Source organism: Lysobacter hankyongensis (genome assembly GCF_039543145.1).
Taxonomy (GTDB): domain Bacteria; phylum Pseudomonadota; class Gammaproteobacteria; order Xanthomonadales; family Xanthomonadaceae; genus Lysobacter_I; species Lysobacter_I hankyongensis.
In genome coordinates, this window is sequence record NZ_BAABJE010000015.1 from 102,143 (window position 1) to 126,219 (window position 24,077).

General features: G+C 66.6%; 19 protein-coding genes. 12 read left to right on the forward strand and 7 right to left on the reverse strand.

The genetic code is table 11. The features are described 5' to 3' along the window. Positions 1-121 precede the first annotated feature (121 nt). From ABD974_RS14705 to ABD974_RS14715, 3 genes are read left to right on the forward strand one after another with little or no spacing between them, the layout of a single operon-like run. Entirely contained in the window at positions 122-1,204 is a 1,083-nt protein-coding gene (locus ABD974_RS14705; RefSeq protein ID WP_345304182.1) for an efflux RND transporter periplasmic adaptor subunit, read from the forward strand. Beyond that, positions 1,201-4,704 (forward strand): efflux RND transporter permease subunit, encoded by a 3,504-nt coding sequence (locus ABD974_RS14710; protein ID WP_345304087.1) that lies wholly within the window; start codon positions 1,201-1,203, stop codon positions 4,702-4,704. Before ABD974_RS14705 ends, ABD974_RS14710 begins: the two co-directional genes overlap by 4 nt. After that, positions 4,701-7,814 (forward strand): efflux RND transporter permease subunit, encoded by a 3,114-nt coding sequence (locus ABD974_RS14715; protein ID WP_345304088.1) that lies wholly within the window; start codon positions 4,701-4,703, stop codon positions 7,812-7,814. The genes ABD974_RS14710 and ABD974_RS14715 overlap by 4 nt, the downstream gene beginning before the upstream one ends. A gap of 233 nt (positions 7,815-8,047) precedes the next feature. Here ABD974_RS14715 and ABD974_RS14720 read toward each other — a convergent pair whose 3' ends face one another. The 7 genes from ABD974_RS14720 to ykgO form a co-directional block, all read right to left on the reverse strand. Continuing rightward, a complete protein-coding gene (locus tag ABD974_RS14720) occupies positions 8,048-9,316 on the reverse strand; it encodes a TraB/GumN family protein (protein WP_345304089.1) in 1,269 nt (422 codons plus the stop codon). A 124-nt stretch (positions 9,317-9,440) separates the two neighbouring features. Beyond that, positions 9,441-10,367 carry an alpha/beta fold hydrolase gene (locus ABD974_RS14725; protein ID WP_345304090.1) on the reverse strand — a complete coding sequence of 309 codons (927 nt, stop codon included), beginning with the start codon at positions 10,365-10,367 and terminating at the stop codon, positions 9,441-9,443. A gap of 21 nt (positions 10,368-10,388) precedes the next feature. Beyond that, positions 10,389-11,000, reverse strand: a complete 612-nt coding sequence (locus ABD974_RS14730) for a TetR/AcrR family transcriptional regulator (protein WP_345304091.1) — start codon at positions 10,998-11,000, stop codon at positions 10,389-10,391. Between the two features lie 69 nt (positions 11,001-11,069). After that, entirely contained in the window at positions 11,070-11,954 is an 885-nt protein-coding gene (locus tag ABD974_RS14735; RefSeq protein ID WP_345304092.1) for a carbon-nitrogen hydrolase, read from the reverse strand. Positions 11,955-12,073: 119 nt separating this feature from the next. Beyond that, positions 12,074-13,111, reverse strand: coding sequence for an agmatine deiminase family protein (locus ABD974_RS14740; protein WP_345304093.1), 1,038 nt, complete (start codon positions 13,109-13,111; stop codon positions 12,074-12,076). A gap of 18 nt (positions 13,112-13,129) precedes the next feature. After that, positions 13,130-13,459, reverse strand: coding sequence for a hypothetical protein (locus tag ABD974_RS14745; protein ID WP_345304094.1), 330 nt, complete (start codon positions 13,457-13,459; stop codon positions 13,130-13,132). A gap of 206 nt (positions 13,460-13,665) precedes the next feature. Next, positions 13,666-13,791 (reverse strand): type B 50S ribosomal protein L36, encoded by a 126-nt coding sequence (gene ykgO, locus ABD974_RS14750; protein WP_010342887.1) that lies wholly within the window; start codon positions 13,789-13,791, stop codon positions 13,666-13,668. 187 nt (positions 13,792-13,978) lie between these two features. Between ykgO and cmk the strand changes: the two genes are divergently transcribed. From cmk to ABD974_RS14795, 9 genes are all read left to right on the forward strand, one after another. Beyond that, positions 13,979-14,677, forward strand: coding sequence for a (d)CMP kinase (gene cmk / locus ABD974_RS14755; protein WP_345304183.1), 699 nt, complete (start codon positions 13,979-13,981; stop codon positions 14,675-14,677). A 209-nt stretch (positions 14,678-14,886) separates the two neighbouring features. Continuing rightward, positions 14,887-16,578, forward strand: a complete 1,692-nt coding sequence (gene rpsA, locus ABD974_RS14760) for a 30S ribosomal protein S1 (protein WP_345304095.1) — start codon at positions 14,887-14,889, stop codon at positions 16,576-16,578. Between the two features lie 101 nt (positions 16,579-16,679). Then, positions 16,680-16,982 (forward strand): integration host factor subunit beta, encoded by a 303-nt coding sequence (locus ABD974_RS14765; RefSeq protein WP_345304096.1) that lies wholly within the window; start codon positions 16,680-16,682, stop codon positions 16,980-16,982. A gap of 179 nt (positions 16,983-17,161) precedes the next feature. Continuing rightward, entirely contained in the window at positions 17,162-17,464 is a 303-nt protein-coding gene (locus tag ABD974_RS14770; protein ID WP_345304097.1) for a lipopolysaccharide assembly protein LapA domain-containing protein, read from the forward strand. A 1-nt stretch (position 17,465) separates the two neighbouring features. Next, positions 17,466-18,644 carry a lipopolysaccharide assembly protein LapB gene (gene lapB / locus ABD974_RS14775; protein ID WP_345304098.1) on the forward strand — a complete coding sequence of 393 codons (1,179 nt, stop codon included), beginning with the start codon at positions 17,466-17,468 and terminating at the stop codon, positions 18,642-18,644. Then, complete coding sequence (locus tag ABD974_RS14780) at positions 18,644-19,663, forward strand: MraY family glycosyltransferase (RefSeq protein WP_345304099.1); 1,020 nt, start codon at positions 18,644-18,646, stop codon at positions 19,661-19,663. Before lapB ends, ABD974_RS14780 begins: the two co-directional genes overlap by 1 nt. Continuing rightward, positions 19,660-21,573, forward strand: coding sequence for a polysaccharide biosynthesis protein (locus tag ABD974_RS14785; protein ID WP_345304100.1), 1,914 nt, complete (start codon positions 19,660-19,662; stop codon positions 21,571-21,573). The genes ABD974_RS14780 and ABD974_RS14785 overlap by 4 nt, the downstream gene beginning before the upstream one ends. Positions 21,574-21,609: 36 nt before the next feature. Continuing rightward, positions 21,610-22,521, forward strand: coding sequence for a UTP--glucose-1-phosphate uridylyltransferase GalU (gene galU, locus ABD974_RS14790; protein WP_345304101.1), 912 nt, complete (start codon positions 21,610-21,612; stop codon positions 22,519-22,521). A 28-nt stretch (positions 22,522-22,549) separates the two neighbouring features. After that, the gene (locus ABD974_RS14795; RefSeq protein ID WP_345304102.1) at positions 22,550-23,830 is read left to right on the forward strand and encodes an NAD(P)/FAD-dependent oxidoreductase; all 1,281 of its coding nucleotides are present in this window, start codon (positions 22,550-22,552) and stop codon (positions 23,828-23,830) included. Positions 23,831-24,077: the final 247 nt, after the last annotated feature.

Genomic DNA, 24,077 nt, shown 5'->3' on the forward strand with positions numbered 1-24,077 from the left:
TGCTGGTCATGGCTGGGTGATATACCTTGATACAACACCTCACAACCGACCGACGATGCCCACGATGTCCGCCACTCACACTCCGCCCGTACCTGCCGCAAGGACGACGCTCGCCCGCAGTATGGGGGTGGGCGTGCTGCTCGGTTGTCTCGTTCTGGCCGGCTGCAAGCCCGGGGGTCAGGATGCCAAGGCCAAGGACCAGGAGAGCAAGGTCGAAGAGGCGGTGCCGGTCGAGGCCGTGGCGGTCTCCACCCGTGCCATCGCCGCCAGCTACACCGGCACCGCACCGCTCGAAGCCCGCGGCGAGTCCCAGGTGGTGGCCAAGACCTCGGGCGTCGCCCTGCAGGTCATGGCGGAAGTGGGCCAGCAGGTCCGCGCCGGTCAGGTCCTGGTGCGCCTCGATTCGGCCCGCGCCGCCCTGCAGGCCGCGCAGAGCGAAGCCCAGTTGCGCAAGCTGGAGGCGAGTTACAACCGGTCCCGGCAATTGTTCGCGCAGCAGTTGCTCAGCGCCAACGACATCGATCAGCTCAGGTTCGATCTCGAGAACGCCCGCGCGGTGAATCGTCTGGCCAATCTCGAATTGTCGTACGCCAATGTCGTCGCCCCGATTTCCGGCATCATCGCCGAGCGTTCGATCAAGACCGGCAACTTCGTCCAGATCAATACGCCGATTTTCCGGATCGTCGACACCTCGCGACTGGAGGCCACGCTCAACGTGCCCGAACGCGAACTGGCGACGCTCAAGCCCGGACTGCCGGTGCAATTGATGGTCGATGCGTTGCCCGGACGTCCGTTCCTCGGGCGCGTCGATCGCGTCGCGCCGGTGGTCGATTCCGGCAGCGGCACCTTCCGCGTGATCTGCGCCTTCGATGGTGGCGGCCTGCTGCAGCCCGGCATGTTCGGACGCATCAAGATCGACTACGACCAGCGCGCCAACGCCCTTGTGATTCCGCGCAACGCGCTGCTGGACGACGAGAACGATCCGGCTGTCTTCGCGGTGCGCGGCGGCAAGGCCGCGCGGGTCACCGTGAAGCTCGGTTACTACGACGGCGAATGGGTCGAAGTCCGTTCCGGCCTGAAGGCGGGCGATCGGGTGGTCACTGCCGGCAAGATCGCACTGCGCGAAGGCGCCAAGGTCCAGGTGATCGGCGATGCCGCGGCCAAACCGGTGGCCGCAGCCAAACCCGCAGGCGACAAGTCGTGAGCGCGCACGACGCTCCCCCGACCGAGGACGCGTCGGCATACGGATCGGGACTGGTCGAGTTCTCGACCCGCCGTCGGGTGACGGTGGCGATGTTCTGGCTGACGATGTTCCTGTTCGGCGGCCTCGCGCTGATGAGCCTCAAGGTGAATCTGCTGCCCGATCTGAGCTATCCGACGCTCACCGTGCGCACCGAATACACCGGCGCGGCGCCGTCGGAGATCGAGACCCTGATCACCGAGCCGGTGGAAGAAGCGCTCGGCGTGGTCAAGAACCTGCGCAAGCTGAAGTCGGTGTCGCGCACGGGCCAGAGCGATGTCGTGCTCGAGTTCGCCTGGGGCACCGACATGGACCAGGCCAGCCTCGAAGTACGCGACAAGATGGAAGTGCTGCAGTTGCCGCTGGAAGCCAAGGCGCCGGTGCTGCTGCGCTTCAATCCTTCGACCGAACCGATCATGCGCCTCGTGCTGGCGCCCAAGACCGCCATCGCCGACGAGGCGCAGGCGCTGCGCCGGCTCACCGAACTGCGTCGCTTCGCCGACGACGATCTGAAGAAGAAGCTCGAACCGGTGGAAGGCGTCGCCGCGGTCAAGGTCGGCGGCGGTCTGGAAGACGAGGTGCAGGTCGACATCGATCAGCAGAAGCTCGCCCAGCTCAATCTCTCCATCGACACGGTGATCCAGCGCCTGCAGGCAGAGAACATCAACGTGTCCGGCGGCCGTCTCGAAGAGGGCAGTCAGCGTTATCTCGTGCGCACGGTGAACCAGTTCGCCAGCATCGAGGAAATCCGGCAGATGCTGGTCACCACGCGCAGCGCCGGCAACGACGCCGCGGCGTCGGCGGCGCGTCAGATGGCCGCGGTGGCGGCGTCGACCGGCTCGGCCGCCGCGATCGCGGCCGCCAGTTCGGTGCAGAGCGCCTCCGGCGCCAACGGCGGCACGCCCGCCGGCGGCCTGCCGGTGCGCCTGATGGACATCGCCGAGGTGCGCCAGGGGCACAAGGAACGCGAATCGATCATCCGCCTCGGCGGTCGCGAAGCGGTCGAACTCGCGATCTACAAGGAAGGCGACGCCAATACCGTGTCTTCGGCCGATGCGATCGAAGCCAAGCTGGCCGAGATCCGCAAGGAAATCCCCGACGACATCGAGCTCACCACCGTCGACGACCAGTCGCAGTTCATCCGTCATTCCATCAACGACGTCAAGTTCGACGCCGTGGTCGGCGGTCTGCTCGCGGTATTGATCATCTTCCTGTTCCTGCGCGACGGCTGGAGCACCTTCGTGATCGCGCTGTCGCTGCCGGTCTCGATCGTCACCACGTTCTTCTTCATGGACCAGTTCGGCCTGAGCCTCAACGTGATGTCGCTCGGCGGATTGGCGCTCGCCACCGGCCTGGTGGTGGACGATTCGATCGTGGTGCTGGAAAGCATCGCCAAGGCGCGCGAACGCGGCCTCGGGGTGTTCGCCGCGGCGATCGAGGGCACGCGCGAAGTCAGCATGGCCGTGGTCGCATCCACGCTGACCACCATCGCGGTGTTCCTGCCGCTGGTGTTCGTGCAGGGCATCGCCGGCGAACTGTTCCGCGATCAGGCGCTGACCGTGGCCACCGCGATCGGCATTTCGCTGGTGGTGTCGATGACCCTCATCCCGATGCTCAGCGGTTGGCGCGATCGCGCGCCGATGGCGTTCCCGGAAGAGCCGGCCCATCCGAAATGGGAGCCCGAGGTCACATGGCAGAAGCCGCTCGCCGTCGCCCGCAACGGCCTGGGTACGGCCACGCGTGGCGGCGCGTTCGGCGCGGCCTTCGTGTTCATCCGGATCTGGCGCGGCCTGTCCGCGGTGATCGGTCCGGTGATGCGCAAGCTCAGCGATCTGGCGATGGCGCCCTACCATCGCATCGAAGCGGGCTATCTGCGTCTGCTGCCCGGTGCGATGCGGCGCCCGACGCTGGTGCTGGTGCTCGCCACGGCGGCGTTCGGCGCCAGCCTGCTCGTGGTGCCGATGCTCGGCACCGACCTCATCCCGCAGCTGGCGCAGGATCGCTTCGAGATGACGGTGAAACTGCCGCCGGGCACGCCGCTGCGCGACACCGATCGCGTGGTGCGCGAGCTGCAGCAGACGCATGCGAAGGATGAAGGCATCCGTGCGCTGTACGGCGTCAGCGGCAGCGGCACGCGGCTGGACGCCAGCCCGACCGAAAGCGGCGAGAACATCGGCAAGCTCTCGGTGGTGATGAGCGACAGCGGCGACGAACAGCGCGAGGCCGCGCTGGTCGAGAGCCTGCGCGAAAGCGCCGGCCGCTACGCCGGTGCCCAGGTCGATTTCAGCCGGCCGGAACTCTTCAGCTTCTCGATGCCGCTGGAAATCGAACTCAGCGGCCAGGACCTGGAAGGCATCGAGCGCGCCGGGCGGAAAATGGCGGCGATGCTGCGCGAGAACCCGCACTACGCCGACGTGAAATCGACGGTCGAGCAGGGCTTCCCGGAAATCCAGATCCATTTCGACCAGGAGCGCGCCGGTGCGCTCGGCCTGACCACGCGTCAGGTGGCCGATGCGGTGGTGAAGAAGGTGCGCGGCGACGTCGCCACCCGCTACAGCTTCCGCAGCCGCAAGATCGATGTGCTGGTGCGCGCGCGCGAATCGGATCGTGCGACCGTCGACGACATCCGTCGCCTGATCGTGAATCCGGGCAGCGCCAATCCCGTGACCCTCGACTCGGTTGCGGATGTCGTGGCGACCACCGGACCGAGCGAGATCCATCGCGCGGATCAGGTGCGCGTGGCGGTGGTGTCGGCCAACCTCCGCGACATCGATCTGGGGACCGCGGTCCGCGAAGTGCGCCAGATGGTCGACGAGGCCGAAGGCGGCCTGGGCGCGGGCATCGGCATGCATATCGGCGGCCAGGGCGAGGAATTGTCGCAGTCGCTGCAGTCGCTGCTGTTCGCATTCGGTCTGGCGGTGTTCCTGGTCTATCTGGTCATGGCCTCGCAGTTCGAATCGCTGCTGCATCCGTTCGTGATCCTGTTCACCATCCCGCTGGCGCTGGTGGGGGCGATCCTCGCGCTGCTGGTCACCGGTTCCACGATCTCGGTGGTGGTCTTCATCGGCCTGATCCTGCTGGTGGGTCTGGTGGTGAAGAACGCGATCATCCTGATCGACAAGGTGAACCAGGCGCGCGAGTCGGGCATGCCCAAGCGCGAAGCGCTGGTCGAAGGCGCGCGCTCGCGTCTGCGCCCGATCATGATGACCACGCTCTGTACCTTGTTTGGCTTCCTGCCGCTGGCGCTGGCCTTCGGCGAGGGTGCGGAGGTACGCTCGCCGATGGCGATCACGGTGATCGGTGGCCTGTTGGTGTCGACGCTGCTGACGCTGGTGGTGATCCCGGTGGTCTACGATCTGCTCGATCGCCGGCCGGATGAACATTACGTGGCCCGCGGCAGGCGCGCCCGCGCCAAGCGCGGCGAAGATTTCGACGCGGCCGCAGGAGAGGGCATGTCGTCATGAGCGTCGCCGAGTTCAGCATCAAGCGCCCCGTCACCACGGTGATGTTCTTCGTGTCGCTGTTCGTGGTCGGCCTGATCGCGGCGGTGCGCCTGCCGCTGGAAGCGTTTCCCTCGGTGACGTTCCCGGGCATCTTCCTGCAGTTGCCTTACTCCGGCTCCACGCCGGAAGAGGTCGAGCGCACGGTGTTGCGTCCGGTCGAGGAAGCGGTCTCGACGATGACCGGGATCAAGCGCATGGACGGCAGCGCGAAGGCCGACGGTGCATCGATGTTCATCCAGTTTTCCGACTGGGAGCGCGATGCGTCGATCGCCGCGTCCGATGCGCGCGAACGCATCGACGCGATCCGCGACGAATTGCCCGACGATCTGCAGCGCTACTTCGTGCTGAAATTCTCGACCAGCGACGAGGCGGTGGTGAAGGTCCGGCTCGCCTCGGATCGCGACATGACCCGCGAATACGACATGATCGATCGCGAGTTCAAGCGCCGGCTCGAACGGATTCCCGGCGTCGCCCGCGTCGATGTGCTCGGCGCGCCGCCGAACGAGGTGGAAATCGCGATCTCCTCCGATCGCCTCAACGCCCACGGCGTCGGATTGAACGAACTGAATGCGCGCCTGCGCAACGTCAATTTCTCGGTGTCGGCAGGCCAGATCGACGATGGAGGCAAGCGCCTGCGGGTCCAGCCGGTCGGCGAGCTCGTCGATCTCGATCAGTATCGCAACATCGTCATCGACGACAAGGGCACGCGCCTCGGCGACGTGGCCGATGTCGTGCTCAAGCCTTCGCGCATGGATTACGGCCGTCGTCTGGACGGGCGGCCGGCGGTGGGGCTGGACATCTTCAAGGAGCGCAGCGCGAACCTGGTGCAGGTCTCGCGCGACGTGCTCGCGGAGGTCAACGCCATCGCCGAGGATCCCGCGCTCAACGGCGTGCAGGTGCTGGTGGTCGGCGATCAGGGCGAATCCGTGACCACCTCGCTGCTGGAGCTGGCCGAGGCCGGTCTGGTCGGGCTGTTGTTGTCGGTGATCGTGCTGTATTTCTTCCTGCGCCACTGGCCGTCGACGCTGATGGTCTGCACCGCGATTCCGATCTGCTTCGTGATGACCCTCGGGTTCATGTACTTCGCAGGGGTCACGCTCAACATCCTGACGATGATGGGTCTGCTGCTCGCGGTCGGCATGCTGGTGGACAACGCGGTCGTGGTGGTGGAGAGCATCTACCAGGAACGCGAACGCATGCCGGACCAGCCCCGGTTGGCCTCGCTGCTCGGTACGCGCAACGTCGCCATCGCGCTGTCCGCGGGCACGCTCTGCCATTGCATCGTGTTCGTGCCGAACCTGTTCGGCGACCGCAACATGATCAGCATCTTCATGGCCCAGATCGCGATCACCATTTCGGTGTCGCTGCTCGCCTCCTGGCTGGTGGCGGTGAGCCTGATCCCGATGCTCTCGGCGCGGATGAAGACGCCGCCGGCCGTCCGCAACGACCGCGGCCTGATTCCTTCTCTGCAGCGCCGTTACGCCGCGTTCCTGCGCTGGACGCTCGAACACCGCGGCAAGAGCGTGCTCGGAATCCTGCTGATCGTTGCGGTCAGCGTGCTTCCGATGACGCAGATGAAGGTCAACATGTTCGGCGGCGAGGATGCCCTCGAGGCCGACGTCTTCTACCAGTGGAAGGGCGCGTACACGAAGGAGCAGATGTCCGAGGAAATCGAGCGCATCGAGAATTTCCTCGACGCCAACCGCAAGAAGTACGGCATCGTCCAGATCTATTCGTTCTTCAGCGAAGAGGGCTGGGGCGGCACCCAGATCAAGTTCGACGAGGCCCGCAGCGACCAGACGCCGGCGGTCATCGAACAACTGCGCAAGGACCTGCCCAAGTCCGCGCGCGCCCAGATCGGCATCGGCGGCAATCAGGGCGGCCCCGGCGGCGGTGGCGGTTTCGGCGGCGAGACCGTGCAGGTGCAACTGGTCGGCGATTCGTCGGAAACGCTCAGGGAACTCGGCGCCGATATCGTTCCCATGCTCGCAGGTCGCAAGGAACTGCGCGACGTGCGCATCAATGCCGGCGATCAGAACAGCGAACTGTCGGTGCGGGTCGATCGCGAGCGCGCGGCGTCCTTCGGCTTCAGCGCGGACAACGTCTCCACGTTCGTCGGTCTGGCCCTGCGCGGCGCGCCGCTGCGCGAATTCCGTCGCGGCGATACCGAGGTCCCGGTCTGGGTGCGTTTCGCCGGCGCCGAGAATTTCGGCACCAAGGACATCGCGTCGTTCACCGTGCGCGCACCGGACGGCCGGATCGTGCCGCTGCTGGCGATGGTCGATGTCGAGGTCAAGGCGGCCGCGACCGAGATCCAGCGCTCCAATCGCCAGACCACGCTGACGCTGCAGGCGAACCTCGCCGACAAGGTCACGCCGCAGGAAGCCCGCGACGCCATGGAGCAGGCGCTGAAGGCGGTGACGTTCCCGCCCGGCTACAGCTTCACCTTCGACGCCGGCGGCGGCCAGGACGACCAGGAGGCGATGCAGCAGATGATGTTCAATCTGCTGATCGCCCTGATCATGATCTACGTGGTCATGGCCGCGGTGTTCGAATCGCTGTTGTTCCCGACCGCGATCATGAGCGGCGTGCTGTTCTCCGTGTTCGGCGTGTTCTGGCTGTTCTGGCTCACCGGCACCGAGTTCAACGTCATGGCCTTCATCGGCATCCTCGTACTGATGGGCGTGGTGGTGAACAACGGCATCGTGATGATCGAGCACATCAACAACCTGCGACGGCGCGGCATGTCGCGCACCGATGCGCTGGTGGAAGGCAGCCGCGAACGCCTGCGGCCGATCCTGATGACCATGGGCACGGCGATCCTGGCGATGGTGCCGATCGCGCTGGGCCAGACCAAGATGGCCGGCGGTGGACCGCCGTATTTCCCGATGGCCCGCGCCATCGCCGGCGGATTGGCGTTCTCCACCGTGGTCAGCCTGCTGTTCCTGCCGACGATCTACGCCATGCTCGACGACATGCGCTCTTCCACGATGAGGATCGTGCGCAGGGCGAGCGGAAAGCAGGGCAGCGACACGGCCGCCGCGACGATGGCGGCGATCAAGGCGGAATGAGCCTGTGCGATGCATACGCACCCGGCGTCGTAACGGTGCCGGGTGCGAATTGATCGCACGTGGGAGAGACCTGCCTCATCTTCATCTGCGGCACCCCCTGGCGCCGCTGCTGGAAAGATCCCTGACCTCGCAGCGATCCCGCTGAACGCGCGAAAGGGCCGGAATCACTCCGGCCCTTTCGTTTTTGGTGCGGCAGGTTCGTCGCGTCGCGTCGGCCGCGACATGCGATCGCGTCAGCCGACCAGCTTGCTCAACAGCCGTGCGCCGCCGGTCCACACGCCGATGGCGGTGCCCAGGCTGGTCAGGAAGAAGTTGAGCAACGCGCGGGCGACGCGATTGCGCCACCAGCCTTTCACCGACTGCACGTCGTCGCGCAGCGCCATGAAATCGGCGTAGGTGGGTTTTCGCGCCCACACTTCGACCAGCGCGCTGAGCGTGCCCGAGGCCAGCGCAGGGTGCAGCGGGGTGATCGGCGAAGACACGAAGGCGGTGAGAATACTCAGCGGATGGCCGCCGGCGATCGTGCAACCGATCGCGCCCAGCGTGCCGGTGACCAGCACCCACTGCAGCACGAGGTCGCTGCCGACCTCCAGGCCGCCGCGCCAGAAGCCCCAGGCGAAGCCACCGAGCACGAAGGCCGCCAGCAGCAGGGTGAACCACGGAAACGACGATTTCTGTTGGACCGCTTCGAGTTCGCCGCACAGCGCATCCGGATCGCGCACGTCTTCGCCCAGATGTTTGGTCAGGCCCTGCAGATGGCCGGCGCCGACCACCGCGAGCACTTCGCGCGCCTTTCCGGCGGAGGCCTCCGGACGGTCGCCACTCGCGCCGATCGCGCGCAGCTTCGCCGCCATGTACTCGTCGCGTTCGGCGATCACCGTGCGATAGAGCGCCGGGCTGTCGGCAGCGAATTCGCTGAAACTCGCTTCCAGCATGTCGCCTTCCTTCAGCCCTTCGATCTGTTCGTCCGACACCTTCTCGTCGAAGAACAGCGACGCCATCAGGCCGCCGGAGACCTTGGCGCGGCCCCACCAGCCGAGCGTCTGCATCGCGCGCTTGAAGGTCAGGCCGACGTCGCGGTCGATCAGATGCAGCGACAGCCCGCGCTCGCGGGCATCCACGACCGCCGCCTTCAATTCGGCGCCCGGCTCGATGCCGAGCTGTTCCGCGAGCCTGCGCTGGTAGGCGGCCAGGCCGAGGTTGGCCGCGAACACCGCGGTCTTGCCTTCGCGCAGCACCTTCACCAGGTCCAGTCGCGCCAGCGCGTCCGGATCGGTCAGCGACTGCGCGCGCTGCGCGTCGAGTTCCACCGCGATGGTGTCGTACGCGCCGGACGCGATCGCGGCGCGCACCGCCTCCACACTGGCCTTGGACACATGCGCGGTGCCGAGGAGGGTGTAACGCACGCCGTCGCGTTCGACGATGGCATGCGGTTGATCGTGGAGCGGGTCGGCGGCGGCCGGGGCGGCATCGCCGGGCAGGGCGGGTTCGAGATCGGTCATCGTGACAATGCGGTGGGGAGGGACCGCCGATCCCGGCCTCACCGATCCTCGGGGGCGAACGCGACGGAACGTGGAGGATAGACGCTCGTGCGCAGGCTGTCGCGTCCGGCCGGGCCGCGACGATTCAGCACACGCCGAACGGCAGATTCGGCGACGAGACGATGCGCGCGCCCACCGTTTCGCGGCGCAGGAAGCGCAGCGCGTTCGCGATCACGTCGGGGTGGTCGGCGATGCGGTTGTGGCCGAAACCGCGGGTGGTGATCATCCGTGCGTCGTGCCACAGCCGGGCATAGCGTTCGCCTTCGGACCAGGGCACCTCGCGGTCTTCCAGATCGTGCACGATCAGCGCCGGTCGGCCGATCATCGGTGCGTTGCGATGCGCCTGCAGGTCTTCGATCGGCACCCGGGTCTGGCGTTCGAAGAGTGCGGCGAGCCGCGCGCCCCAGTGCGTGCCCAGCCAGACGAAGCGGCTGAAGCGCTCCATCGCCGCCAACGGGTCGGCGGCAGGTGCGATCAGGATCGCGGATTCCGCGGCCAGCCCGCGCGCCAGTGCGACCGCGGTGGCGGCGCCGCCGAGCGAATGCCCGATCACCGCGGTGGCCGGGCCGTAGTGGCGCCCGACCGCCAGCAGATGGCATGCGAAGTCGGGCAGGGTGGTGCGATCTCCGTCGCTCCGACCGTGGCCTGCCTGATCGAAGGCGACGAGGGCATAGCCGGCGGCACGCAGCGGTTCCACCCATGCCGCGGCGCGGGTGCCGTGGCTGGACCAGCCGTGCGCGAAGAGCACGTAGGGCTGACGCGACGGATCGCCCCAGACGTAGGTGGCGATGCCGAGTCCGTCGACTTCGATCCTTTCCTCGCGCGCATCGGCGGTCGGTGCGGCGGCGGCGCGCTGGCGGCTGCTGCGGAACGGAGTGCAGAACAGTCTGGCGGCCCGTGCCAGCGTGGCCTCGGGCCAGACTTGGGCGCCGATCAGGAACAACAGGCGCGCCATGTAGAGCGTCGCAATGTTACGAACGATCGTGCTAATTTTTGCGAAATAAACACCCATGACAAACCTCCATCGGCGGAATCAGTCGTGCGGGGAGAGATAGATCGGGAGCAGGTGCTCGAACATCCGCTGCCCGAGGGCGACCGCGGCGTCGTAACCGGCGATCGCCATGTCGTGTTGCACCGCCAGCGCGATCGCATTCACCTCGAAGGCGAACTGCGCGGCATCGGTATCGTTGCGCAATTCGCCGGAGGCGATGGCCAGGCCGACGGCGCGGACCAGTTCGCCGCGCCAGCGCTGATGGTGGGCGAGGACGCGGTCGCGCAGCGGCCCGGGGCGATCGTCGTACTCGCTGACCGCGGACAGCAGCAGGCAGCCGCCGCGATCCTGCCCCAGCCAGTCGAACCAGTGCGTGAGGATCGCACGCAGACGGGGCAAGCCGCGCCCGGCCTTGAGCGCCGGGAGCAGGGTGTGTTCGCCGAACCGCTGTGCGGCCAGATCCAGCACCGCGAGCTGCAGATCCTCGCGCGAACCGAAATGGGCGAAGACGCCGCTCTTCGACATGCCTACGGCATCCGCCAACGGCCCGATGGACAACCCTTCCAGACCGGCCGACGAAGCGATCATGTAGGCGCGTTCCACGATCATGTCGCGGGTGGCGGCGCCTTTGCCGGAGGGACTGGAGGGATTCATACGCACTTTATAGAACGACCGTTCGTTTCCATGCAAGTGCCGGAGGCTCGGCCCCCATTCCGGAACGGATCAGTCGCGATAGCGCTTGAGCAGATCGCCGTAGGCATCGATCCGGCGATCGCGCAGGAACGGCCAGATCCGCCGGACATGCTCGCTGCGCGCCATGTCGACCTCGGCCATCAGGATCGTCGGTTCGGTGCCGGCCTCGGCCAGGAATTCGCCCTGCGGGCCGAGGACATGGCTGTTGCCCCAGAAATCGATGCCGGCCGCACCCAGCGGCGACGGTTCATGCCCGACCCGGTTGCAACTGAGCACCGGCACGCCGTTGGCGACCGCATGGCCGCGATGGCTGAGGATCCACGCGCCGCGCTGGCGATCCTTCTCGGCCTGTTCGTCGGTCGGGTCCCAGCCGATGGCGGTCGGGTAGAGCAGCAGTTCGGCGCCGGCCAGCGCCATCAGCCGCGCGGCTTCCGGATACCACTGGTCCCAGCACACCAGCACGCCGAGGCGGCCGACCGATGTATCGATCGGCGTGAAGCCGAGGTCGCCCGGCGTGAAATAGAACTTCTCGTAGAACCCAGGATCGTCCGGGATGTGCATCTTGCGGTACTTGCCGGCGGTGCTGCCGTCGGCGTCGAATACCACTGCGGTATTGTGGTACAGCCCCGCCGCGCGGCGTTCGAACAGCGAACTGACCAGGACCACGCCGTGTCGTTTCGCGAGCGACGACAGCCGCTCCGTGCTCGGGCCGGGGATCGGTTCGGCGAGATCGAACTCGTCCACCGATTCGTGCTGGCAGAAATACGCGCCGTTGTGGAGTTCCTGCAGCAGCACCAGTTTCGCTCCGCGCTTCGCGGCTTCGCCGACGCGGTCTTCGATCAGCGCCAGATTCGCCTCGGCCGAGCCTCGGTTGCTTTCCTGGATCAAAGCGACGGGGAGCGTTTTCTTGTTCATGGCGGGAGCACGACCTGTGACCGTTCGGTCATTGTAGGGCGGGCCCTTGCCCACCGTTGCGAGGTGCCCGATGACGATGCGCGCCGGGATGCACGCCGATCATCGCGGGCGATGACGCATCAGCCGAGGGCGCCTGCGGGCACCTGCATCGTGATGCAGTGCAGGCTGCCGTTCTGCCAGATCAGCGGCCGACAGGGGACCGGCACGATCGCGCGTCCGGGGAACGCTTCGGCCATCACCTCCTGCGCGCGCGCGTCGGCCACATCGCCGTAGGACGGCATCAACACCGCACCGTTGACGATCAGGAAATTGGCGTAGCTCGCGGCGAGCCGCCGGCCGTCGTCGAAGATGGGTCTGGACCACGGCAATGCGAACAGCCGGTAGGGCTTGCCTTCGCGAGTGCGCAACTGCGACAACTCCGCGGCCATCGCCTGCAGTTCGTCGTAGTGGGTGTCTGCGATGTCGTCGCAGGCCTGATAGACGATCGCGTCCGGCGCGGCGAAACGCGCGAGGGTATCGATGTGCGCGTCGGTGTCGTCGCCTTCCAGATACCCGCGTTCCAGCCACAGCACACGGTCCTGCGCCAGCCAGCCCGCGAGTTTCGCGCCGAGCTGTTCGCGGGTCGCCTGCGGATGGCGCTCGTGCAGACAGCGCCAGGTCGTGAGCAGGGTACCGGCACCGTCGGTCTCGATGGCGCCGCCTTCGAGCGCGAAATCGATCTCGTGACGCTCGCCGTTCGGGAAGAGGCCTTCCGCGGTCAGCGCTTCGACCAGACGGTCGTCGCGGCTGGCCTCGAATTTTCCGCCCCAGCCGGTGAAGCGGAAATCGAGCTGACGGAAGCCGCTGCCGTCGTTCGAACGCAACGTGATCGGTCCGCTGTCGCGCAGCCAGGTGTCGTCATACTCGACGGTCACGAAGCGCACGCGGCTCATGTCCACGCGCGCGGAACGCAGGCGGGCTTCGGCGTAGGTCTGCAGGTCGTCGTCGGCGATGCAGATCACCGCGTCCTCGAACGAAGTGATCGCCGCGACCAGCGCGATGTAGGTTTCCTCGACATCGACGAGGCGCGGGCCCCAGTCGGTCTCGGGATGCGGCCACGCGATCAGGACGGCGGACTGGGGTTCCCACTCCGCCGGAAAACGGAACTTGTCGGACATCGGATGCGGTAGGCCGGATTACTTGATCGGAGGCTTGGGGCCGACTTCGTTGCTGCCGGCACGGATGGCGACGGCATCGATCACGCGATCCTTCTCGAAATAGACGACGAAGTTCGGATAGGTCCAACGGTTGATCGTCGGCCACTTGCGGCTCTGGCCGCCGCGGGGGTCGAGACGCTGCGCCGGCGCGCCGAACTTGCGTTCGACATCGGCCATGCGCATGCCGCGCGCGGGAAGCGCCATGCCGGCCTCCTGACCCACGCGCTCGATCAGGAGCGTTTCTGCGAAAGCCAGCGGTGCGGCCGCGAGCAGCGCGGCGGCGATGAGGGCTGCGGGGAGATGGCGCACGGGGGAACCTCCTCAGACTGATGCGGGGACGCGCCCGGCGATCCGGGAGCGGCGTCCGATTGTAAGCACATCGCGCTGCACACGCATGATGGCCATGCGCGTCCGGCGACGCATCGGATGCCGGAAAAGACAAAAGCCGCGCGAGGCGGCTTTTGCGGGTGTCTGCATGCGGGCTTCGAGATCGAACGCCCGGCGTGTCGCCTGTTTCAGCGCTGGCGCGCCTTGAAACGCGGATTCGACTTGCAGATCACGAAGACCTTGCCACGGCGGCGGACGACCTTGCAGTCGCGGTGACGGGCCTTCGCCGACTTCAGGGAGGACAAGACCTTCATGGGAAACCTCGGCGATAACGCGGTTGAGTGGATGGGAATGACGCTTGGGATAAAACAGCCGGCTATTCTGCCGTCATTTCTTTGCGCATTCAAGTGGTTGCGTGCCGCGTGGTCGAGGTCGGCATTCCGCCGGTCGATCGGGGTGCGTGGCTACAATGAAGGCCCCGCCGTCGAACCCGAGTCCACCATGTCTGAACCCGCTGCGCCGGTCCCCTCCGTGGATGTTCTGACCATCGACGGCCCCTCGGGCTCCGGCAAGGGCACCATCAGCCGGCGGGTCGCGGCTCGGCTGGGCTGGCATTACCTCGATTCCGGTGCTCTGTATCGCGGGGTCGGGGTCGCCGCGAGCTGGGCGGACCTCGACCTCGCGGACCCTGCGGCCCTGGTTCGTTGCGCCTTCGATACCCGGATCGGCTTCGAGGATCGCGCCGACGGCGAGTTGCGGGTGATCGTGAACGGCCTGGATGCGACCGACGAACTGCGGACCGAAACCGCCGGTGCCGCGGCGTCCGCCATCGCCGCGGTGCCCGAGGTCAGGTCGGCCCTGAAGGATCGCCAGCGGGCGTTCCGGCGTCCGCCGGGGCTGGTCGCGGATGGCCGGGACATGGGGACGGTGATCTTCCCGGATGCCCGCTACAAGGTGTTTTTGACCGCCAGCCCCGAGGAACGGGCCGAGAGGCGGTATAAGCAGTTGAAAGACAAGGGGGTTTCCGTTATCTTGGACGACCTGCTGCGAGAAATTCTCGCCCGCGACGCCCGCGATGCCAATCGCGCGGTGGCGCCCTTGCGACCGGCCGACGACGCCGTCTGCATCGACACCACCGGCCTCGGCATCGACGCGGTCGTCGAACGCGTTCTGGCCCTCGTGCCCGCGCCGCGTTCCTGACGCCCGCCATCGTTGGTTCGTCGCACGCGCGTTTTTCCCGCGGCAGGAGGTCCGACGCAACGGCACGCGAGCGCCGCGCGGCGGTTTTTCCATTCATCACTCACTGACGGCCACAGGCAATCCCGCCCAGGCCCGCAACGGGTGGATCGCGCGCTGCACGCCCCGCAGGCACGGCGCCGATCTGTGTCATCAACCGAGATCATCAACCCATGACCGAATCATTCGCAGAACTGTTCGAACAGAGCGCAGCCGCCAATTTGGCGAAGCTCAAGCCCGGTTCGATCGTCAGTGGCGTCGTCGTCGACGTGCGCACCGACGTCGTCGTCATCAACGCCGGCCTGAAGTCCGAGGGCATCGTCCCGATCGAACAGTTCCGTAACGACGCCGGCGAGATCGACGTCGCTGTCGGCGACACCGTGAAGGTGGCGCTGGACTCTCTCGAAAACGGCTTCGGCGAAACCGTCCTCTCGCGCGACAAGGCCAAGCGCGCGATGGTGTGGGACGAGCTGGAAGAAGCGCTGGAAAAGAACGAAACCATCACCGGCCGCATCAGCGGCAAGGTCAAGGGCGGTTTCACCGTCGACATCAAGGACGTCCGCGCGTTCCTGCCGGGTTCGCTGGTCGATGTGCGCCCGGTCCGCGATCCGGTGTACCTGGAAGGCAAGGAACTCGAGTTCAAGCTCATCAAGCTCGACCGCAAGCGCAACAATGTGGTCGTGTCGCGTCGCGCCGTCGTCGAGAGCGAGCACTCGGAAGAGCGCGAGCAGCTGCTCGAGAAGCTGGTCGAAGGCGCCAAGCTCAAGGGCGTGGTCAAGAACCTCACCGATTACGGCGCGTTCGTCGACCTCGGCGGCATCGATGGCCTGCTGCACATCACCGACATGGCGTGGAAGCGCGTGCGCCATCCGTCCGAAGTGGTCGAAGTCGGCCAGGAACTCGAAGTCCGCGTGCTCAAGTACGACCGCGAGCGCAACCGCGTCAGCCTCGGTCTGAAGCAGCTGGGCGAGGATCCGTGGGACAACATCGCCCGCCGTTATCCGTCGAACATGCGCATGTTCGGCAAGGTCTCCAACGTCACCGATTACGGCGCGTTCGTCGAAATCGAGCCGGGCGTCGAGGGCCTGGTCCACGTGTCCGAAATGGACTGGACCAACAAGAACGTCAACCCGTCCAAGGTCGTGCAGGTCGGCGATGAAGTCGAAGTCATGATCCTCGACGTGGATGAAGAGCGTCGCCGCATCTCGCTGGGCATGAAGCAGTGCTCGCAGAATCCGTGGGAAGTCTTCGCTGCGACCCACAAGAAGAACGACAAGGTGTCCGGCCAGATCAAGTCGATCACCGATTTCGGCATCTTCATCGGTCTGGACGGCGGCATCGACGGCCTGATCCATCTGTCGGACCTGAGCTGGAACACCACCGGCGAAGACGTCGTGCGCAACTTCAAGAAGGGCGACACCCTGGAAGCCGTCGTGCTCGCCGTCGATCCGGAACGCGAGCGCATCAGCCTCGGCGTGAAGCAACTGGAGCAGGATCCGTTCGGCCAGTTCATGGCCTCGTTCCCGAAGGGTTCGAAGGTCACCGGCACGGTCAAGGAAGTGGACGCGAAGGGTGCGGGCATCGACCTGGGCGACGGCATCGAGGGCTACGTCTCGGCCCGCGACATCAGCTACGACCGCGTCGACGACGCCAGCCAGCACCTGAAGGTCGGCGACAAGATCGAAGCCAAGCTCATCGGCATGGACCGCAAGGGCCGTACCCTGCAGCTGTCGATCAAGGCGAAGGACGAAGCCGAAACGCAGGAAGCGCTGGCCGAGTACAACAAGGCCTCCGCCGACGCCGCCAGCGGCACCACCAAGCTGGGCGCGCTGCTGCGCGAACAGCTGGAAAACCGCTCCGAGTGATACGTTCCGTGTAATCCGCGTCACGGCCCGCGGCGATCAGGTGTTCCCGGATCGCCGCGACGCCGGCCGGCTGCGGCCCGTTTGAAGGATTGCGAACGCCCATGACCAAATCCGAACTGATCGAGATCCTGTCCCAGCGTCAGAGCCACCTGAAGGCCGATGACGTCGATCTGGCGGTGAAGTCGCTGCTGGAAATGATGGGCGGCTCGTTGTCCCAGGGCGAGCGGATCGAGATTCGCGGCTTCGGCAGTTTCTCCCTGCATTACCGTCCGCCGCGCACCGGCCGCAATCCGAAGACCGGCGATGCCGTCGCGCTGCCAGGCAAGCACGTTCCGCACTTCAAGCCCGGCAAGGAACTGCGCGACCGCGTCAGCGACGTCGTCCCGCTTCCGCCCGAAGACTGAGTGCCCCGCAGGCACCGTCTTCTCCGATCGCGTTGCGTATTGCCGCGCGCGACCGCATCGAACTTCTGCCGCGAACCTGCCGGACGCCGTCCCGCATGGGCCATCGTCATCGGCCAGCGACCGGCATACACTGAGGCCCGAACCGGCTGTTCCGGCCCCTTCGAGACACGACCGTCCCCATGCGTCGACTGCGCGCGCTCATCGCCATCGTTTTTCTGGCCCTGGGGCTGGTGCTCGGCGTGCTGAACGCCGAACCGGCCAGCGTCGATCTGGGGGTCTTCGAAATCCGCGCGGGGCTCGGCGTGATTCTGCTCTGCACGCTGCTGGCCGGCGTATTGCTCGGCGGTCTGGCCATCGTCGCTTCGGTGGTGTTGCCGCTGCGCCGCGAAGTCCGTCGCGGGCGCATGCCGGCGCCGCCGACGGAAGCAACCACCGCGACCGCTGCGCTTCCCACCCCCATTCCCGCCTCTTCGGAGCCTTGAGATGGCCTTCATCTCCGAGTGGTTCTGGTATTTCCTGCTGATTCCGCTGGCCGCCCTGATCGGTTGGGTGGTCGGCCGTCGCGGTGGCGAGCGCCACAGCGACCATCAGGTCAGCCGGCTCTCCACGACGTATTTCCGCGGCCTCAACTATCTGCTCAACGAGCAGCCGGACAAGGCCATCGAACTGTTCCTGCACGTGGCCGAGCTCGACAAGGACACCTTCGAGACCCAGGTCGCGCTCGGTCATTTGTTCCGCCGCCGCGGTGAGGTCGATCGTGCGATCCGTCTGCATCAGGGCCTCGTGCAGCGCTCCGATCTGAGCGACACGCAGCGGGTGCAGGCGCTGCTCGCGCTGGGCGAGGATTACATGCGTTCCGGTCTGCTCGACCGCGCGGAAACCGTGTTCACCGATCTGGCCAAACTCGACGACCGCGCGCCGCAGGCGCTGCGCCACCTGATCGGCATCTATCAGGCGGAGCGCGATTGGCAGAAGGCGATCGACAAGGCGTCCCGCTACGAAGCCGTGACCGGCGAGCCGATGGGCAAGCTGATCGCGCAGTTCGAATGCGAACTGGCCGAGCGTCATCGCGCCGCCGGCGAGATCGATCAGGCGCGGGCCGCGATCGCGCGCGCCTATGCGGCCGATTCGACCACGGTACGCGCGGGCATGCTGGAAGGCCGGATCGAATCCGACGCCGGCCGCCATCCCGTCGCCATTCGCGCCTACGAGCGCGCCGCGCGCCACGATCCGGATTACCTCCCCGACATCCTGCCGGCGCTGCTGGTCTGCTACGAGCAGGTCGGCGATCCCAGCGGCGCGCGCACCTTCCTGACGGAGATGTGCGAGCACTATCGCGGCATCGCGCCGGTGCTGGCGCTGACGAAGCTGGTCGAGGCGGGCGAGGGCGTGCATGCCGCGCGCGATTATCTCGCCCGGCAGCTCAAGGAGCGGCCTTCGGTGCGCGGCGAGGCGGCGCTGATCGATCTGAGTCTCGCCGACCACACCGATCCGACCGCGACCCTGCACGATCTCAAGCACGTCACCGAACAACTGCTCGTCCGCAATCCGAGCTATCGCTGCAACCGTTGCGGGTTCGGCGCACGCAGTCATCACTGGCAGTGCCCCAGCTGCAAGGAGTGGGGAAGCGTGAAGCCGCTGCTGAACTACGCCGTGGTCTGATGACCCTGCCGGTCGGAACCCTGTTGTGGTGTGCCCTGTTCGCGGCCATCGCCGCGGCGGCCACGTGGGCGGCGCGGGTCTATGCGCTGCGCCGACGGATGCTCGACGAGCCGGGTGAGCGTCGCAGCCACACCGTGGCGACACCGCGCGGCGGCGGCATCGCGATCGTGATCGCGATGCTGGTGGCGATCATCGCCGTGGCCCTGCGCCAGCCGCGCGAGATCGTGCTCCTGGTCTGCGCGGGTTTCGGATTGCTGCTGGTGGCGGGGATCGGCTGGATCGACGATCACCGCCCGCTGTCGCCATGGTCGCGGTTGGCGGTGCACATCGTCGCCTCGGGTTGGCTGATGGCGGGGTTCTACCTGTCCGGCAGCAGCGCCGAAGTGTCGCTGCTTGTCTTCATGCTGTCGCTGGTCCTGGTCAATATCTGGAACTTCATGGACGGCATCGATGGTCTGGCGTCGACCCAGGCGATCCTCGTGGCTTCGGCGCTGTCGTGGTTGTCCTGGTTGGTGGGGGCGATGGCCGCGGTTCATCTGGGGTTGGCGTTCATCGCGGCAGTCTTTGGCTTCCTGCCGTTCAACTTCCCCAAGGCGCGGATTTTCCTGGGGGACGTGGGCAGCGGGGCGCTGGGCTTCATGCTGGCGCTGTTGGCCGGGTGGGTGCTCGACGGGCTGCGACCTGCGGCATGGCCGCTGTTGCTGCTGCCGTTCGGAGCGTTCCTGCTCGACGCGGGTCTGACGCTGGCGTCGCGGATGTTGCGCGGCGACCGATGGTGGACCCCGCACGTCGAGCACGCCTATCAACGATGGGCGCGGCACGGTGGCGGGCATGTGCGGGTCACGGTGGGATATGCGGTCTGGACGGCGTTGGGTTGTGCAGCCATGGTGTGGCTCTCGGGGGGGGATGGACGCGGAATCGCCATGTTGGCGGCGCTGTGGGTGGTATTCGGATGCGGGCTCTGGCGCTGGTTGCGCGGCCGCTACGACCGCATGGAGAACCTCGGAGTGGGCGCATGAGTGGATTGAAAGAACGTCTCGCCGGTGCCTGGCCCAGGACAGCCATCGTGCTCCATGACCTGTGCATGGTCTGGCTGTGCTGGACCGCACTCGTGCAGTTCCGCTACGCCATGATCGACGCCGCGGCCCGTCCTTCGCTGTGGACGACCGAAGCCCTGCTGGTGCTGATCGCCCAGGGGCTGGTGTTCTGGCAGGTGGGTCTGTATCGCGGCGTTTGGCGCTTCGCGAGCGTCCCGGATCTTCTCAATATTCTCAAGGCAAGCATGTTCGGTCTGCTCGCCGTTCTGCTGGTCCTCTTCATCTACAACCGCCTGGGGCAGACACCGCGCTCGGTGCTGGTCATGTATCCCTTCGTGATGACCGTGATGCTGGGTGCGCCTCGACTGCTGTACCGGTCGTGGAAGGACCATGGCCGCATCAACAGCGACAAATCCGCGGTGCGCGTGCTGATCCTCGGCGCGGGCCAGGCCGGTGAAGCGCTGGTCCGCGACCTTCGTCGTACGGGCGCCTACCAGCCCGTCGGTTTCCTCGACGATGCGGTAAAGCTGCGCGGCAGCCACCTGCATGGCGTGCCGGTGTTGGGCAAGATCGAGGAAGTCGCCCGGATCGCGCCCGAGACCGCGGCCAAGCTGCTGGTGATCGCGATGCCGTCGCTGGATGCCCAACGCATGCGTCGGGTGATCGAGGCCTGCGAGCGCACCGGCCTGCCGTTCCGGATGGTGCCGCGCCTCAACGACATTCTCGAAGGCCGATCGTTGCCCGGCGAACTGAAGGAAGTGGCGATCGAGGATCTGCTCGGTCGCGCCCCGGTGGTGCCGGACTGGAAGGCCATGCGCGATTGGCTCGGCGGCCGCACGGTGCTGGTCACCGGCGCCGGCGGCTCGATCGGTTCCGAACTGTGCCGCCAGTGCGCGCGTCATGGCGCCAGCAGGATCGCGCTGGTCGAGATCGACGAACTCTCGCTGGTCACCACGCAGATGCGTCTGCGCCGGGATTTTCCGCAGATCGAACTCGCGCCGGTGCTCGGCGACTGCGGCGACCCGGCGGTGATCCGCTACGCGCTGGAACTGGTGAAGCCCGACGCGGTCTTCCATGCCGCGGCCTACAAGCAGGTGCCGTTGCTGGAAGCGCAGTTGCGCGAAGCGGTCCGCAACAACGTACTCGCGACCGAGACCGTGGCCCGCGAGAGCGCCGCCGCCGACGTCGGCACGTTCGTGTTGATCTCCACCGACAAGGCGGTCGACCCCGTGAACGTGCTCGGCGCGACCAAGCGACTCGCCGAGATGCTGTGCCAGTCGTTGGTCGTGCCGCGCTCCACGCGCTTCGTGACCGTGCGTTTCGGCAACGTGCTGGATTCCGCCGGCAGCGTGGTGCCGCTGTTCCGCGAACAGATCCGCAGCGGCGGCCCGGTGACGGTGACCGATCCGGAAGTCACGCGTTTCTTCATGACCATCCCGGAGGCCTGCCAGTTGATCCTGCAGGCGTCGGCGATCGGTTCGCAGCAGGCCATCTACACGCTCGACATGGGCGAGCCGGTGTCGATCCGCGTGCTCGCCGAGCAGATGATCCGGCTCGCGGGCAAACAGCCGGGCCGCGATGTCGCCATCGTCTACACCGGGCTGCGTCCCGGCGAGAAACTGCACGAAACCCTGTTCCATGCGGACGAACGCTATCGTCCGACCTCGCATCCCAAGATCCTGCAGGCGGCGCCGCGTCAGGTGCATGCCGACACGATCGCCATCGCCCTGCAGCGCATGCGCGAAGCGAGCGCGCGATACGAGCTCGATGCGCTTGCGGCGATGCTGCGCGAAGCGGTGCCCGAGTTCGCTCCCATGCAGACCCACGATGCCGAGTCTCCGCACGCGGCGACGGTGGTCGCTTTCCCGGCGCGCGTCGCGCGCAGAACCTGATCGCCCGTCGATCGCAGACCCATTCCGCAGGACCCGATGGCCCGTATCCGCAAAGCCGTTTTCCCGGTGGCCGGTCTCGGCACCCGTTTTCTCCCCGCCACCAAGACCGTCCCGAAGGAGATGCTGCCGATCGTCGACCGGCCGCTGATCCAGTACGCCGTGGATGAGGCCATCGAGGCCGGTTGCGACACCCTGATCTTCGTCACCAACCGCTACAAACACTCGGTCGCGGATTATTTCGACAAGGCCTACGAGCTCGAACAGAAGCTGGAGAAATCCGGAAAATTCGAGCAGCTCGAGCTGGTCCGCAACGTGCTGCCACCGCACGTTCGCGCCGTGTTCGTGACCCAGGCCGAAGCCCTGGGCCTGGGCCATGCGGTGCTGTGCGCGAAGCCGATCGTCGGCGACGAACCCTTCGCGGTGTTGCTGCCGGACGATCTGATCTGGAACGGTCGCCAGGGCTCCGGCGGCCCTGGCGCGCTGAAGCAGATGGCCGACGAAGCCGAAGCCAGCGGCGCCAGCATCATCGCCGTGCAGGACGTTCCGCGCGAACAGACCGGCAGCTACGGCATCGTCGCGACCGAGGACTTCAGCGGCCGCAGCGGCCGGATTACCCGGATCGTCGAGAAGCCGAAGCCGGCCGATGCGCCGAGCAACCTGGCGGTCGTCGGCCGCTACGTTCTCGACGGCAGCATTTTCGGCCTGCTGGAAACCACCACGCCCGGCGCCGGTGGCGAGATTCAGTTGACAGACGCCATCGCGACCCTGCTCATGCACAGCCCGGTACAGGCCTATCGTTTCCAGGGGACGCGTTTCGACTGCGGTACCCATCTCGGCCTGATCGAAGCGACGATCCGTTACGCGCTCGACCACGAGTCGCTCAGCGATGCGGCGCGCGGCATGATGCAGAACGCCCTCAGCGAGCTGGGCGTGGTCGACCTCGACTGACGATATTCCTGCCAGCGCTCCGTTCGACGTGACCTATTACCTGTCGACGCTCGGCGCCGCGCGCGCCTTTCCTGCGCTGGACGGGCGTACCGAAGCCCGCGTGTGCATCATCGGCGGCGGTTTCGCAGGCTTGAACACCGCGCTCGGCCTGTGCGAACGCGGGCTGCGCGATGTGGTTCTGCTGGAAGCGCAGACCCTCGGTCATGGCGCTTCGGGCCGCAATGGCGGTTTCGTGTTTTCCGGGTTTTCGCGCGGTGAAGCTTCGCTGCTGCGCGATCTCGGTCCCGAGCGGGCGCGGTCACTGCATGGCGGCACGGTGACGGCGGTGAACCTGATCCGCGAACGCGCGCATCGCTACGGCATCGATTGCGACCTCGTCGACGAAGGCGTGCTTTGGGCGAACTGGTTCCGCGATCCCGCTCCGCTGCGCGCCCGCCAGCGACTGCTCGCCGAATCGTTCGGCGTGGAATGGCGTTGGGTTGATCGCGACGATGTGCGCGAACGTCTGCGCAGTGCGCGCTATCACGATGCGCTGTTCGAACCGAACGCATTGCATTTCCATCCGCTGAAATATGCGCAAGGTCTGGCCCGAGTCGTCGAAGGGCAGGGCGCGCGGCTGTTCGAACGAACGCCGGCCTTCGCGCTCGACCGCGATGGTGCCGGCTGGCGGGTGCGGACGCCGCAGGGCGATGTGCGCGCCGAACAGGTGGTGCTGGCCTGCGGCGGTTATCTCGCCGGCCTGCGCCGCGACGTGGATGCGGGTGTGTTGCCGATCGCGACCTACGTGATGGCCACCGAACCGCTCGGTGCGCGGCTCGGCGAGGCGATGACCACGCGCGCAGCGGTCTACGACACCCGGTTCGCCTTCGATTACTACCGGCCGCTGGCGGATACCCGGCTGCTCTGGGGCGGACGCATCTCGGTGCGCGATCGTTCGCCGGCGTCGGTGCAGCGCCTGTTGTACCGCGACATGCTGAAGGTCTATCCGCAGCTCGAAGGGGTACGTATCGACAGCGCCTGGTCGGGCCTGATGAGCTACGCCCGACACGAAATGCCGCAGATCGGTCGGATCGACGCCGGGCTCTGGCTCGCCCAGGCCTTCGGCGGGCACGGGGTGGCGCCGACGACCTTCGCCGGCGAGATTCTGGCCGCGGCCATCGCGGACGACGACGACCGCTGGCGTTCGTTCCAGGCCTACGGGCTGGTGTCGGCGCTGAAGCCTGCCGGATTTCTCGGCGCGCAGTTGAGCTACTGGTGGCTGCAGACGCGCGATGCCCTGCAGGATGCGGGTGAGCGCGTTTTCCGATGAACACCCGGCCTCCTGCAGTGCCGCTTTGACGCGAACTTGACATCCGTCTCAGTTCGGCGTTCTTTGTCGGTATGTCTGGAGTATGCTGCACTGCAAAGTCGACCACGCACGGCGGGTCGACAGGACTTTGGGGCCGGGATGCCTTGTTCGACCATGAGGAAGCCTTGGGGGGGGGCTGGCTGATGGAGAAACGAAGCGTTTGGGAATCGATCTGCAATGCCGGGAGGTCCGGTTCGATGCGTGGCTG